This window comes from Janthinobacterium sp. BJB426 (assembly GCF_002735705.1).
Classification (GTDB): domain Bacteria; phylum Pseudomonadota; class Gammaproteobacteria; order Burkholderiales; family Burkholderiaceae_D; genus Janthinobacterium.
Genome location: NZ_PDZL01000001.1, coordinates 208,541 through 222,053, shown reverse-complemented (window position 1 = coordinate 222,053; position 13,513 = coordinate 208,541). Strand labels below are relative to the sequence as shown.

Sequence of the window (13,513 nt, the reverse complement as noted above, 5' to 3'; positions counted from 1 at the left end):
TCGTGAGAACTAGCGCTGCATGCCCCAGCGTTTCAGCGTGACACGCTCCAGGCTGCGAAAGCCAAGGTTTTCCACGATTAAACCGATGACGATGACGGCCGCCAGGCCGGCGAACACCTTGTCCGTGTACAGCTCGTTGCGGTTCTGGAAGATGTACCAGCCCAGGCCGCCCTGCCCCGACGTCGTGCCGAACACCAGCTCGGCCGCGATCAGGGTGCGCCAGGCGAATGCCCAGCCTATCTTCAAGCCCGAGACGATGGAGGGCAAGGCGCCCGGCACGAGAATGTGCAGCACCAGGCGCAAGCCGTTCAAGCCGTAATTGCGGCCCGCCATGCGCAGGGTCTCGGGCACGCCCTGGAAGCCCGCATACGTATTCAAGGCCAGCGGCCACATCACGGAATGGACGATGACAAAGATCAGGCTGGCGCGTCCCAGGCCGAACCACAGCAGGGCCAGCGGGAGCAAGGCGATGGCCGGCAAGGGATTCAACATGGCCGTCAGGGTTTCCAGCAGGTCGCGCCCGATGCGGCTGGACACGGCCAGCAGGGTCAGCACGAAGGCGGCCAGCACGCCCACCGCATAGCCTTGCAGCAACACCACCAGGGACGCAGCCGTGCGCGTGAGCAATTCCCCGCTGGCGATGCCGCCGATAAATGCCTGCGCCGTCTGCAGAAAACTGGGCAACAATAAATCGTTCTGCGTCCAGCGCGCCGCCCCTTCCCACAGCAAGGCCAGGCTGAGCAAAATGAAAGCCTTGCGCCACAGCGCGTGCTGACTCAGACGCTGCCAACGCGACAGCGGCTGCTCGACGGTGACGCCGGCCGGCGGCGGCGCCGCGTAGACGAATTCCTGGCGGATAGACGGCTCCAGCAGCGCGCTCATACGGCCTCCCGGTGGACAGGCTCTGCTTGCGCGACGGGAGCGACTTCCTCATCGAACAGCAAACCATGGATGCGGCTGCTGGCGGCCTGGAATTCCGCGCTGCCCGCGCTGTGCAAGCCGAATTGATGACTGTTGAGTTCGGCCCGTACCCGGCCCGGATGGGGCGACAGCAGCAGGATGCGGTTGCCCACGACCAAAGCTTCCTCGATCGAATGCGTAACGAACACAAGGGTAAAGCGCAGCTCTTCCCACAGACGGCTCAGCTCTTCCTGCATCTTGCGCCGCGTCAGTGCATCGAGGGCGGCAAACGGCTCGTCCATCAGCAGCACTTCCGGCTGCATGGCCAAGGCACGGGCGATGGCTACCCGCTGCTTCATGCCGCCCGACAAGGTATGCGGATGGGCATCTTCAAAGCCGGCCAGGCCCACCTTGGCGATCCAGTGATGGGCGCGCTCGCGAGCCGCCTGCTTGTCCAGCCGCTTGCTGGCCAGCAAGGGGAACATGACGTTTTCCAGAACAGTCTTCCATGGCGGCAACTGATCGAATTCCTGGAACACGACGACACGGTCCGGCCCCGGTTTATGGATGGGCTGGCCCTGCATGGCGATGCTGCCCGCGCGCGGCGCGATGAAACCGGCCACGGCCTTCAGCAAGGACGACTTGCCGCAGCCGGATGGCCCCAGCAGCACGAAACGATCGCCCCGGAACACGTCGAAACTGACGTCGTGCGTGGCGCGCACGGTACGCTGCTCGGTGCGGTATTCCAGGCTGACATGTTTGACGCTGAGCAAGGGCTGCAAGGCAACCGGAGGACGTACCAGGTGAAAAGCGGGTGCGTTCATGTCAGCCTCCTTGCGTGATGGCAGGATCGTCAAAGAAGTAGTCGCGCCAGCTGTCTGGCAAGTTACGGATGGCGCTCACGCGGTGCAGGAATTGCGCCAGGCCATAGGTGTTTTGCGGTGCGATCTTGAATTGCACTTGCGGGTTGGCAAAGATTTTCAACAGCAGATTGCGGTCCACCTTGCTTTTATTCACCTTGATGTAGATGTCGGCCGCGCCTTGCGGATTGCTGCTCGCATACTGCGCCGCTTCCGCCAGGGCGGCGATGAAGGCACGGTAGGTTTTCGGATTGTCCTTGCGATACTTTTCCGTCGCATACAGCAGAGTCGACGAGCTGGGTCCGCCCTGCACGTCGTACGAGTTCAGGATGATGTGGGCGTTCGGGTTTTGCGCCAGTTCCTGTTCCTGGAACGGCGAATTGCCGAAGTGGCCTGTCAACTCCGTGCCGCCGGCGATGATGGCGGCCGCCGCGTCCGGGTGCGGCAAGGTTTGCGTGATTTTATCGAGGCGGGCGAATTCCTTGTCGCCCCACTGTTTCGCCACGGCCATTTGCAGGATGCGCGCCTGCACGGAAACGGAAACGGCAGGCAAGGCGATGCGATCCTTGTCCGTCAGGTCCGCCAGGGTTTTCACCTTGGGATTATTGCTGACCAAATAGTAGGGGAAGTTGCCCAGCGAGGCCACGCCGCGCACGTTCTGCCGGCCTTTGGTGCGATCCCAGATGGTCAGCAACGGCCCCAGCCCAGCCCCCGCGATATCGATATTGCCCGATAACAAAGCGTCATTGATGGCCGGCCCGCCGGACAGGGTGATCCACTTGACTTTGACATCGACGCCCTGCTGCTTGCCATGCTTTTCAATCAGCTTTTGTTCCTGCGCAATATTGAGCAGCAAGAAGGTGATGCCATGCTGGCCCGCGATGCGGATCTGACCTTCTGCCCGGGCCATGGGCATGGCCATACACAGCACGGCGATGGCGGCAAGCAGGCGGCGGGAAAAACTAACGATCGGCAACATGGACACTCCTTGGGTCAGGCTTACAGGAAAAAATCAGTAGGGCGCATCGCCTTCGATGGTAGTGCGGTAGAGTTTGCGGCGCTGCTCGGGCGGGCACCCCGTCGCCAGATGCATCAGGGAACGGTTGTCCCAGAACACCAGGTCGTATGGCTGCCAGCGGTGCACATACAGGTGCTCCGGGCGCACGCTGTGGGCAAACAGTTCGTCGAGCAGGGCGCGGCTTTCGTCGTCGGGCAAGCCGACGATACGCGTGGTGAAATGTTCGCTGACAAACAGGGCGCGGCGTCCCGTTTCCGGGTGCACGCGCACCACCGGATGGCTGACGGGTGTGACTTCATCGATCTGCGCCTGCGTCAGGGCAGGACGCCATGGGTTGCGGCGGCGCAATTCCTCATACTGGCTCAGATAGCTGTGCTCGGCACGGGCGCCGCGTACGGCATGGCGCAGCGCGGCCGGCAAGCTTTCCCACGCCAGGTGCATATTCGCAAACACGGTATCGCCACCGTCCTGCGGCAACTCTTGCGCATGCAGCATGGAACCGAGGCTGGGCACTTCCTTGTACGACAGGTCAGAATGCCAGAAATGGCCGGCGTCGCCCAGGCCGATGGGCTGGCCATCCTCGACGATGTTCGAGATGATCAGCACTTCCGGCTGCGTAGGCAGCTGAAACTGGCGCAGCACGTGGATTTGCAGCGGGCCGAAGCGGCGGCTGAAATCAACTTGCTGCCGCGGCGTGATGCGCTGGTCGCGGAACACCAGCACGTGATGGTCGAGGTGGGCATGGTGCAGGCGCTGGAAGTCGCCCAGTGAGAGCGGCTGCGCCAGGTCCAGCCCCAGCACTTGCGCGCCCAAGGGCGCATCGAATGTCTCGATACGAAAATGGCTGGTGGACTGCACGGGTTTCAGGACGGCCGACATGGGAATTCGACTAGAGTCAGGGGAAGTCCACTGTATGTCGGCCAGCCTTGCTTGCAAACGAAGCATTTACTATATGGATATGCGCGGCGCGTTGCGCCAGGTTGCCACACAGGCTGCCACGCAATGGCGCAACTGCGCCGGCTTTGCCGGGGAACGGAGCTAGCACGAAACTTGCTTATCTACCAATTTTCAACCATCGTCCAGGAAAGCCATGCCCACCTATGCCCTGCTGCTCGCCTTGCTGTTCCCTGCTGTCGTCCACGCGCAAAATAGCGAAGGTGAAAGTGATCTCAGCTACAAAGCCTATGTGCACAGCGACAAGCGCATCAAGTGTTTGTACGGCTACGCGGCCGACAAGACGGGCGACCATGCGGCCGCCGTCGCCATCTTTGAAGATTGCATCCGGCGCTGGAACGATGTGTATTCGATGATTTGGTTGGCCCAGCTGTATGAAACGGGCATCGGCGTGCCTAAAGACCTGGAGCAGGCGACGGCGCTGATGCGGCGCGGTGCGCATACGAATGACGACGCGGCCTATGCGCGGCTGGCGCGCTACCACTATGGCGTGGCGCTGGCCGAAGGCCGGGGCACGCCGCAGGACATTCCCCAGGCCAGAACCTGGCTGCGCCAGGCGGCGCAGGAGGGCGTGCGGGAGGCGGCCGATTACCTGGGCCGCCTGGACAATGCGGCGCCGTAAGCACGGCGCCAGCATCGTTTACGCTATTGCTTCGTAGCGGGCCAGGCGGGTCGCCATGCGCGGCGCCAGCTCGTGGCCGGCCGTGACGGTCACTTCCAGGTCGTTCAGCAAGCCATCTTTCAAGCCATAGACCCAGCCATGGACGCTGAGTTCCTGGCCCCGTTCCCACGCATCTTGCACGACGGTGGTCTGGCACACGTTCAAAACTTGTTCGACGACGTTCAGTTCGCACAGGCGGTCGCCGCGCTGGCGGCTGGTCAGCACGTCGCCCAGGTAGCGTTCGTGCTTCTGGCCCACGTCCTGCACGTGGCGCAGCCAGTTGTCGACCAGGCCGATGCGTGTGCCCGTCATGGCCGCATGCACGCCCTTGCAGCCGTAATGGCCGACGATGATGACATGTTTGACTTTCAGCACGTCCACGGCAAATTGCAGGACGGACAGGCAATTGAGGTCGGAATGCACGACCACATTGGCGATGTTACGGTGCACAAACACGTCGCCAGGCGCCATGCCCAGCAGTTCGTTGGCGGGCACGCGGCTGTCGGAGCAGCCGATCCACAGGTATTCGGGCGACGTTTGCGCTTCCAGGTTCTTGAAGAAGTTCGGGTCTTTCGCCACCATCGAGTCGGCCCAGCGACGGTTACGCTGCAGCAGTTCCGCCAGGGCCGGGCCATTTTTCTGTTCGGTCATATCGCTCCCATTGTGTACGTACGACTGAATTGGCGGCAGATCGCGCCCATAGGCCGGCGATGCGCGCACATTGTTCAGTCGTGATGAAAAAAACGCCGGGATGTTGAAGCATCCCGGCGCATGGTATTACGTGTGCTTACTCAAAAAAATCCTTGACCTTGTCTTTCCAGGTCTTGCTTTGCGGACTGTGCTTGGCACCGCCCTCGGTCGTCGACTTTTCAAAGTCGCGCAGCAGGTCTTTCTGTTTTTCCGTCAGTTTCACGGGCGTTTCGATGGCCACGTGGCAGAACAGGTCGCCCGCGTAACCGGAGCGCACGCCCTTGATGCCCTTGCCTTTCAGGCGGAAGGTTTTACCCGACTGGGTGCCTTCCGGGATCGTGAACGACACTTTGCCGTTCAGGGTAGGTACTTCGATTTCGCCGCCCAGGGCCGCCTTGGTGAACGAGATCGGCATTTCGCAATGCAGGTCGTCGCCTTCGCGCTGGAACACGGCGTGCGGCTTGATGTGGATTTCCACATACAGGTCGCCCGACGGACCGCCATTCGTGCCCGGTTCGCCGTTGCCGGACGAACGGATACGCATGCCGTTGTCGATACCGACTGGAATTTTTACTTCCAGGGTCTTGTTGCGCTTGATGCGACCGGCGCCGCCGCACGGCGTGCACGGGTCGGTGATGACCTTGCCGCTGCCATGGCATTTCGGGCAGGTTTGCTGGATGCTGAAGAAACCTTGCTGCATGCGCACCTGACCGTGACCACCGCAGGTACCGCAGGTGGTTGGCGAGGTGCCTGGCTTGGCGCCGCTGCCGTGGCAAGTGTCGCACTTGTCCCAGCTCGGCACGCGGATGGTCGTGTCGAAGCCGTGAGCAGCTTGCTCCAGTGTAATTTCCAGGTTGTAGCGCAAGTCGGCGCCACGGTACACCTGTGGCCCCGCATTGCGGCTGCGTCCACCGCCACCGCCAAAGATGTCGCCGAAGATATCGCCGAAGCTGTCGGCAAAGCCGCCAGCACCGCCGCCGAAGCCGCCACCGCCGCCCATGTTCGGGTCCACGCCAGCGTGACCATAACGGTCATACGCATCGCGCTTTTCCGGATTGGTCAGCATCTCGTAGGCTTCTTTGACTTCCTTAAACTTTTCTTCCGATTCCTTGCTATCCGGATTACGGTCCGGATGGTATTTCATCGCCAGTTTACGGTAAGACTTTTTGATCTCTTCTTCCGAAGCATTTTTTGCGACACCGAGTGTCTCGTAAAAATCACGCTTTGCCATGTTGTCGGCACCTTGCAGTCTATCTACTGATGTAAAAATTACACGAAAAAGCCGAGTCGAGTGCTGCGCTAGGCGCAGCGACTCGGCTCGGCCGGTCTTCGCGGCTAATCCCGCGATGTAGCGTTCAGCCCGGCTACCCCCAGTTCATGGGAGCGCAAGACAATTACTTGCTGTCTTTGACTTCTTTGAAGTCAGCGTCAACAACGTCGTCTTGCTTGGCGCCTGCGTCCGATGCGCCAGCAGCTTGCTGTGCACCTTCCGCGCCGCCGGCAGCTTGCTGCGCTTGCATGTCGGCATACATTTTTTCGCCCAATTTCTGCGATGCGCTCGACAGTGCTTCCACCTTGGCGTCGATCTCAGCCTTGTCGCCCGCCTTGATGCTTGCTTCCAGGTCGGTAATCGCCGCTTCGATCTTCTCTTTCTCGCCCGCATCCAGCTTGTCGCCGTATTCGGTCAAGGATTTCCGGGTCGAGTGTACCAGAGCATCGGCCTGGTTGCGCGACTCGGCCAATTCTTTGACCTTCTTGTCTTCTTCCGCGTTCAACTCGGCGTCTTTCACCATCTTCTGGATTTCAGCCTCGGTCAAGCCGGAATTGGCCTTGATCGTGATCTTGTTTTCCTTGCCGGTGGCCTTGTCTTTCGCGCCGACATGCAAGATGCCGTTGGCGTCGATGTCGAAGGTCACTTCGATCTGTGGCGTACCGCGCGATGCTGGCGGGATGCCTTCCAGATTGAATTCGCCCAGACCCTTGTTGCCGGCGGCGATTTCACGCTCACCCTGGAAGACCTTGATGGTCACCGCAGGCTGGTTGTCGTCGGCCGTCGAGAAGACCTGGCTGAACTTGGTCGGAATCGTCGTGTTTTTGTGGATCATCTTGGTCATCACGCCGCCCAGGGTTTCGATACCCAGGGACAGAGGAGTGACGTCCAGCAACAGCAAGTCCTTGCGTTCGCCCGACAGGACCGAACCTTGAATCGCTGCGCCCACGGCGACGGCTTCGTCCGGGTTCACGTCCTTGCGTGGATCCTTGCCGAAGAATTCCTTCACTTTTTCCTGCACCTTCGGCATACGCGTCATGCCGCCGACCAGGATGATGTCATCGATGTCCGACACTTTCACGCCAGCATCTTTGATAGCGATGCGGCATGGTTCCATCGTGGCCGTGATCAGCTCTTCCACCAGGGATTCCAGCTTGGCGCGGGTCATCTTCAGGTTCAAGTGGACCGGTGCGCCATTCGCCATGGCGATGTACGGCTCGTTGATCTCGGTTTGTTGCGACGACGACAATTCGATCTTCGCGCGCTCGGCCGAAGCCTTGATGCGCTGCAGGGCGATCGGATCTTTTTTCAGGTCGATGCCGTTGATCTTCTTGAACTCGTCGATGATGTAATCGATGACGCGCTGGTCGAAGTCTTCGCCGCCCAGGAAGGTGTCGCCATTGGTCGACAGCACTTCAAATTGTTTCTCGCCATCAACATCCGCGATTTCGATGATCGACACGTCGAACGTACCGCCACCCAAGTCATACACGGCGATTTTACGGTCGCCTTTTTCGGTCTTGTCCAGACCGAACGCCAGCGCTGCCGCGGTTGGCTCGTTGATGATGCGCTTGACGTCCAGGCCAGCGATACGGCCGGCATCCTTGGTAGCTTGACGCTGCGAGTCGTTGAAGTACGCAGGCACGGTGATGACGGCTTCGGTGACTTCTTCACCGAGGTAGTCTTCTGCCGTTTTCTTCATCTTGCGCAGGACTTCAGCCGAGATTTGCGGCGGCGCCAGTTTTTTGTCGCGTACGCCGATCCATGCATCGCCGTTGTCGGCTTTCATGATCTGGTACGGCATCAGTGCGATGTCTTTTTGGACTTCTTTTTCGTCGAACTTGCGACCGATCAGACGCTTGACTGCGTACAGCGTGTTTTTCGGATTGGTCACGGCCTGGCGTTTCGCTGGCGCGCCGACGAGAATTTCGCCATCTTCTTGATAAGCAATAATCGACGGCGTCGTGCGTGCGCCTTCAGCGTTTTCGATTACCTTTGGTTGACCGTTTTCCATGATGGAAACGCAGGAATTCGTGGTTCCCAGATCGATACCGATAATTCTACCCATGATTTATTTCCTTTTATTTGCTAGATTTCAGATGGTTCTTATATGTGGCAAAGCGGCATGGTTTCAAGGCTTGCTTGATGCCGCACTCTGATTATTTTGCTTGCGCGGTCGTTACAATGGCTGGGCGCAGCAGGCGGTCCGCAATCATATAGCCCTTTTGCAGGACTGACACGATGGTATTGGCTTCCTGCTCCGCTGGCACCACGGCAACGGCCTGGTGTTTCATCGGATCGAGCTTTTCACCCTGCACTGGCAGCACTTCCACCAGGCGGTTGCGCTCGAACGCGGCGTTCAGTTGCTTCAAGGTCATCTCGACGCCTTCTTTCAGCGATTCGATGGTCGGTGCTTCCACCGTCAGCGCCGTTTCCAGGCTGTCTTTCACCGGCACCATGGCTTCGGCAAAGCTTTCCACTGCGAATTTGTGCGCTTTAGCAACATCTTCCTGCGCGCGGCGGCGGATATTTTCGCCATCAGCCTTGGCGCGCATGAAGGCATCGTGCATCTCTGCAAGACGCGCTTCGGTACTCGCCAGCTGCTCTTCCAAAGTAGGCTCTGCGGGAGTAGATGGGGCAGTCGCCGCGGCGTCCGCTTGCGGATTAGGTACAGCTTGGTTTTCCTGATCTTGCATCTGAAAAGCTCCTACAATCAATGACTTAAATGAGTTAGTCTAACTATCTTTACAACACTAACGGGCAGATGGGGCTATATCCTATTGTTTCAAGGGGTATGCATGGCAAAACCAGAATTACATCGGTCCATGTTACAGCGTATTACAAAACGCTATCCATTTTGACCAGCGATCCGTGCGCACATCCCTTGATTTCCTGGCTTCCCACGACAAAGCGGGCATTCTACCAGCCCCGCCACGGCCATCGCCACTGGCGGTGTTGCTATTTGGAAAACTCCTTGACCGCGCCAGACGTGACAAAGCCGCGCAAGCGCGGCTTTTAATTGTCAAAAATCATTATCTTTAATGCGGCGCGCCCAGGGCCAGGGCCGCCGTGCGCGCCTGTTCGCCCGCCTTCTTGTCCGCCTCACGCTGCGCCGCCGTCTTCATCGTCGGCCAGCCAATCATGTGCTGCTCCGCAATTTCTGCCAGGCCCGCGATCCAGGCTGGCGTTTCGTTAAGACAAGCGATGTAGTGAAACTGCTGGCCGCCGGCCGTCTCGAAATCATGCTTGGCTTCCATGGCGATCTCCTCCAGCGTTTCCAGGCAATCGCTGGTAAAGCCAGGACACAGCAGGTCGACGCGCTTGACGCCCTGTTGCGCCAGCGCCACCAGAGTGGGCGCCGTGTACGGCTGCAGCCATTCGGCCTTGCCAAAGCGCGACTGGAAGGTCACCACGTATTGCTCTTTAGTTAATTTCAACCTTTCCGCCAGCAGGCGCGCCGTTTTCAGGCATTGGCAATGATAGGGGTCGCCGAGCAGCAAGGTACGCTTGGGGACGCCATGAAAGCTCATCACCAGTTTTTCGGGACGGCCATGCGCTTCCCAATGGTTCAGCACGGAGTCGCGCAAGGCGTCGATATACGTGTCGTGCTCGTGATATTGCTTAATGAAACGCAATTCCGGCACATTGCGCACGGTGGCGTAATGGGCAAACACGGCATCGTAGATGGAACCCGTCGTCGTGCCCGAGTATTGCGGATAGGCAGGCAGGATGGCGATGCGCTCGCAGCCTTCGCTTTTCAGCTTGGCCAGCACGTCGGGCAAGGAAGGCGAACCGTAGCGCATGGCCATGGCCACGGTCACGCCGTCGTGGCCCCGCTCGGCCAGCGCGCCGGCCAGCAACTTGGCCTGCTTTTGCGTGTGCACTTTCAAGGGCGAGCCTTCGCGTGTCCAGATCGACGCGTATTTCTTGGCCGACTGGCCGGAACGGAAGGGCAAAATGATCAGGTTCAAGATGAACCACCAGACGATGCGGGGAATCTCCACCACGCGCGGATCCGACAAAAATTGCTTCAGATAGCGCCGCACGGCCGACGACGTCGGCGCATCGGGCGTGCCCAGGTTAACCAGCACCACGGCGCTGCGGTCGATACTGCCATGCGTGTACGGAGGTTCTGTTTGAAATGACATGAAGGCTCTTCGAAGGCGTTGGATGGATTAGCCAGTTATTATAGTTGCATTGAGTTAACAGCGAAGTGCTGGGGTCAGACCCTCAATGCCGCTAACGTCAAGCTCAGCGCTAACGCATCCGGGGTCTGACCCCGGATTTAAGCCTGCGTTTAAATTGCCAGCAGTTCACGCGCATGCTTGCGCGTGGTGGCCGTGATTTCCAGGCCGCCCAGCATGCGCGCCACTTCTTCCACCCTGGCCTTGGCATCGAGCATGTCGATGCGCGAGGCCGTCTTGCCATTGTCCAGGGTGCTTTTTGCCACCTGGAAATGTTGATTCGCCTGGCTGGCCACTTGCGGCAAATGGGTCACGCACAGCACTTGCCGTCCCTGCCCCAGGCGTTTCAGCAAGCGCCCCACCACTTCCGCGACGGCGCCGCCGATGCCGCTGTCGACCTCGTCGAAGATCAGGGTCGGCGTGGTGGTGGCATGCGAGGTGATGACGGAAATGGCCAGCGCGATGCGCGCCAGTTCGCCGCCGGACGCCACCTTGGCCAGGGAGCGGGGCGCCGTGCCCGCGTGACCGGCGACGAGGAATTCCACTTGTTCCAGGCCGTGGGCGGCCGGCTCACACGGGTGCAGGGCGATTTCAAAACTGCCTCCCGTCATGCTCAGCTCCTGCATGGCGCGCGTGACGGCTTGCCCCAGCTCCAGGGCGGAGGCACGGCGCGTGTCTGATAACCGCTCGGCCACGGCGCGGTATTCCGCCTCGATCTTCGCTTCCTGGCGCAGCAAGCCTTCGATGTCGGAAGCGTCCGCCAGGTGCTGCAGCTTTTCCGACAGCTTCGCGTGTTCCTCCGGCAATTCTTCGGGCGTGACGCGGAATTTGCGGGCCGTGCTGTGCATGGCTTCCATGCGCGCGTCGAGTTGGTGCAGGCGCTCCGGATCAAGTTCCACCCGGTCCAGATAATTGTTCAGCGCGTACACGGATTCCTGCAATTGAATGCGCGACGATTCGATCAAGTCGACGATGGGCTGCAATTCCGCATCGACGGAAACCAGCTTGCCCAGCTTCTGGTTCAGGGCAGACAGTTGCGAGACGATCGGGTGGTCTTCTGATTCGGAAATGAGGGACAGGGCTTCCTGTGCCCCTTCCAGCAGGCTGGCCGCGTGCGACAGGCGGCTGTGCTCGTTCGTGATGTCCGTCCATTCACCGGGTTTGGCGGCCAGTTTTTCCAGTTCGCCCACTTGCCATTCCAGGCGTTCGCGCTCGTACAGCACGTTGGCGGCGTTGGTTTCGAATTCTTCTCTCTGGCGCACGAGGGCGCGCCAGCGCTTGTGCAGGGCCGCCACTTGCCGCGCATCCTGTTCCGCGCCCGCTTCGCGCGCCGTCGCCTGGCCGTCGAGCAAGGCGCGCTGCGCCTCGCTTTTCAGCAAGGACTGGTGTGCATGCTGGCCGTGGATATCGACCAGCATGTCGCCCAGTTCGCGCAGCTGCGCGGCCGTGGCGGGGATGCCGTTGATGTACGCTTTCGAGCGGCCCGCATTGTCGATCACGCGGCGCAGCAGGGCGCCGCCATCGTCGTTGGCGAATTCATTGGCCACCAGCCAGGCTTGCGCCACTTCGCTGACGGAAAAATCGGCCGTGATATCGGCCTTGGCCGCGCCTTCGCGCACCACGCTGGCGTCGCCGCGCCCGCCCAGCGCCAGGGTCAGCGCATCGATGAGGATGGACTTGCCGGCGCCCGTCTCGCCCGTCAGCACGCTGAAGCCGGCGGAAAATTCCAGTTCAATGGTATCGACAATGACAAAATCGCGAATGGACAGTGTATGGAGCATGGCTTCTGTGGTTGGGCGGCGCACCGCGGGTTAGCGTGGAAAAAAATGTTAGCTGAGCTTGCCCTCGCCCGACGGGTACTCATTCCAGTGCAATTTTTCACGCAGGGTGTTGTAGTAACTCCACCCTTCCGGATGCAGGAAGGTAATCGTATGTGGCGAACGGCGGATGAGGATGCGGTCTTGCTGCACCAGGCTGGCAAAGGTCTGCATGTCGAAATTGACGCTGATATCGCGCCCGCGCACGATTTCCACGACGATCTGGCTCGAGTCGGGCAAGACGATGGGGCGGTTCGACAGCGCGTGCGGGGCGATCGGCACGAGCACGATGCCGCCCAGGGTCGGATGCAGCAAGGGGCCGCCGGCCGACAGCGAATACGCGGTCGAGCCCGTCGGCGTGGAAATGATCAAGCCATCGGAACGCTGGTTGTACATGAAGTGGCCATCGACCTCGACGCGCAATTCAGCCATGCCGGCGCCGCCGCCGCGCGAAACGACGACATCGTTGACGGCCATGCCGACATGAATCGATACACCGTCACGCAGCACGCTGCCTTCGAGCAAGGTGCGGCGCTCGGCCTTGAAGCGGCCGCCGAGAATTTGCGCCAGCACGGGCAGCATGCGCTCGAGCGGGATATCGGTCATGAAACCTAATCGCCCTTGATTGATACCGATCAAGGGTACGTCGAATGGCGCCAGCTGGCGCGCAATGCCCAGCATGGTACCGTCGCCGCCCATGACGATGGCGCAATCGGCGGCGCCGCCGATCTCGGCCGGCGACATGGCGCGCACGCCGGGAAACGCCAGGTTCAGATGCGCGGCCGTCTCGGCCTCGAAGACCACCGTGTGGCCCAGCACTTGCAGGAAATCGACGATGCTTTTGACGGGCTCGGCAATGCCATCCGTATTCTGGCGCACGACCAGGGCGATGGTCTTGGCGCCCAGGTTGAAGCGCTCGCCCGGGGCTGGCTGTTCGGCGCGCTGTTCGGCAGGTGTATCGACGGGCATAAGAGTCTCGATAGTGAATTCGGTGGCAAACCGCCCCAGGCTGTCGCATCGCACGCCGGCTTCGCATGACACTGTATATATGCACAGTATAGTGCGGCTGCCGTGTGCCCGCAAGGGGCGTTCTTGGTGTTGCACGCAGTGTAGCGCAGAAAAAGAATCGTCCATGCGTGCGCCAGCGCTCCCTGCCTGG

Annotated in this window: 12 protein-coding genes; 1 reads left to right on the top strand and 11 read right to left on the bottom strand. The window is 60.4% G+C overall.

The features are described 5' to 3' along the window. Positions 1-9: 9 nt before the first annotated feature. The 4 genes from CSQ93_RS00985 to CSQ93_RS00970 are packed head-to-tail and all read right to left on the bottom strand — an operon-like array spanning position 10 to position 3,657. Complete coding sequence (locus tag CSQ93_RS00985) at positions 10-882, bottom strand: ABC transporter permease (protein WP_099376348.1); 873 nt, start codon at positions 880-882, stop codon at positions 10-12. Then, complete coding sequence (locus tag CSQ93_RS00980) at positions 879-1,724, bottom strand: ABC transporter ATP-binding protein (RefSeq protein ID WP_099376347.1); 846 nt, start codon at positions 1,722-1,724, stop codon at positions 879-881. The genes CSQ93_RS00985 and CSQ93_RS00980 overlap by 4 nt, the downstream gene beginning before the upstream one ends. 1 nt (position 1,725) lies before the next feature. Then, positions 1,726-2,739 carry an ABC transporter substrate-binding protein gene (locus CSQ93_RS00975; protein ID WP_099376346.1) on the bottom strand — a complete coding sequence of 338 codons (1,014 nt, stop codon included), beginning with the start codon at positions 2,737-2,739 and terminating at the stop codon, positions 1,726-1,728. Positions 2,740-2,772: 33 nt separating this feature from the next. Continuing rightward, the gene (locus tag CSQ93_RS00970; RefSeq protein ID WP_099376345.1) at positions 2,773-3,657 is read right to left on the bottom strand and encodes a TauD/TfdA dioxygenase family protein; all 885 of its coding nucleotides are present in this window, start codon (positions 3,655-3,657) and stop codon (positions 2,773-2,775) included. Positions 3,658-3,868: 211 nt separating this feature from the next. Between CSQ93_RS00970 and CSQ93_RS00965 the strand changes: the two genes are divergently transcribed. Then, positions 3,869-4,354, top strand: a complete 486-nt coding sequence (locus CSQ93_RS00965; protein ID WP_099376344.1) for a tetratricopeptide repeat protein — start codon at positions 3,869-3,871, stop codon at positions 4,352-4,354. Positions 4,355-4,372: 18 nt separating this feature from the next. Here the strand turns inward: CSQ93_RS00965 and can are convergent, their stop codons facing one another. The 7 genes from can to CSQ93_RS00930 all read right to left on the bottom strand — a co-directional run bounded on the left by can (position 4,373) and on the right by CSQ93_RS00930 (position 13,323). Continuing rightward, positions 4,373-5,044, bottom strand: coding sequence for a carbonate dehydratase (can, locus tag CSQ93_RS00960; RefSeq protein ID WP_035822585.1), 672 nt, complete (start codon positions 5,042-5,044; stop codon positions 4,373-4,375). 136 nt (positions 5,045-5,180) lie between these two features. Continuing rightward, the gene (dnaJ, locus tag CSQ93_RS00955) at positions 5,181-6,314 is read right to left on the bottom strand and encodes a molecular chaperone DnaJ (protein ID WP_034745985.1); all 1,134 of its coding nucleotides are present in this window, start codon (positions 6,312-6,314) and stop codon (positions 5,181-5,183) included. 163 nt (positions 6,315-6,477) lie between these two features. Further along, a complete protein-coding gene (gene dnaK / locus CSQ93_RS00950; RefSeq protein ID WP_034745982.1) occupies positions 6,478-8,421 on the bottom strand; it encodes a molecular chaperone DnaK in 1,944 nt (647 codons plus the stop codon). A 91-nt stretch (positions 8,422-8,512) separates the two neighbouring features. Further along, entirely contained in the window at positions 8,513-9,049 is a 537-nt protein-coding gene (grpE, locus tag CSQ93_RS00945) for a nucleotide exchange factor GrpE (RefSeq protein WP_034788734.1), read from the bottom strand. 342 nt (positions 9,050-9,391) lie between these two features. Further along, the gene (gene hemH, locus CSQ93_RS00940; protein ID WP_099376343.1) at positions 9,392-10,501 is read right to left on the bottom strand and encodes a ferrochelatase; all 1,110 of its coding nucleotides are present in this window, start codon (positions 10,499-10,501) and stop codon (positions 9,392-9,394) included. 149 nt (positions 10,502-10,650) lie between these two features. Further along, positions 10,651-12,318, bottom strand: a complete 1,668-nt coding sequence (recN, locus tag CSQ93_RS00935) for a DNA repair protein RecN (protein ID WP_099376342.1) — start codon at positions 12,316-12,318, stop codon at positions 10,651-10,653. A 48-nt stretch (positions 12,319-12,366) separates the two neighbouring features. Continuing rightward, a complete protein-coding gene (locus CSQ93_RS00930; RefSeq protein WP_233515979.1) occupies positions 12,367-13,323 on the bottom strand; it encodes an NAD kinase in 957 nt (318 codons plus the stop codon). Positions 13,324-13,513: the final 190 nt, after the last annotated feature.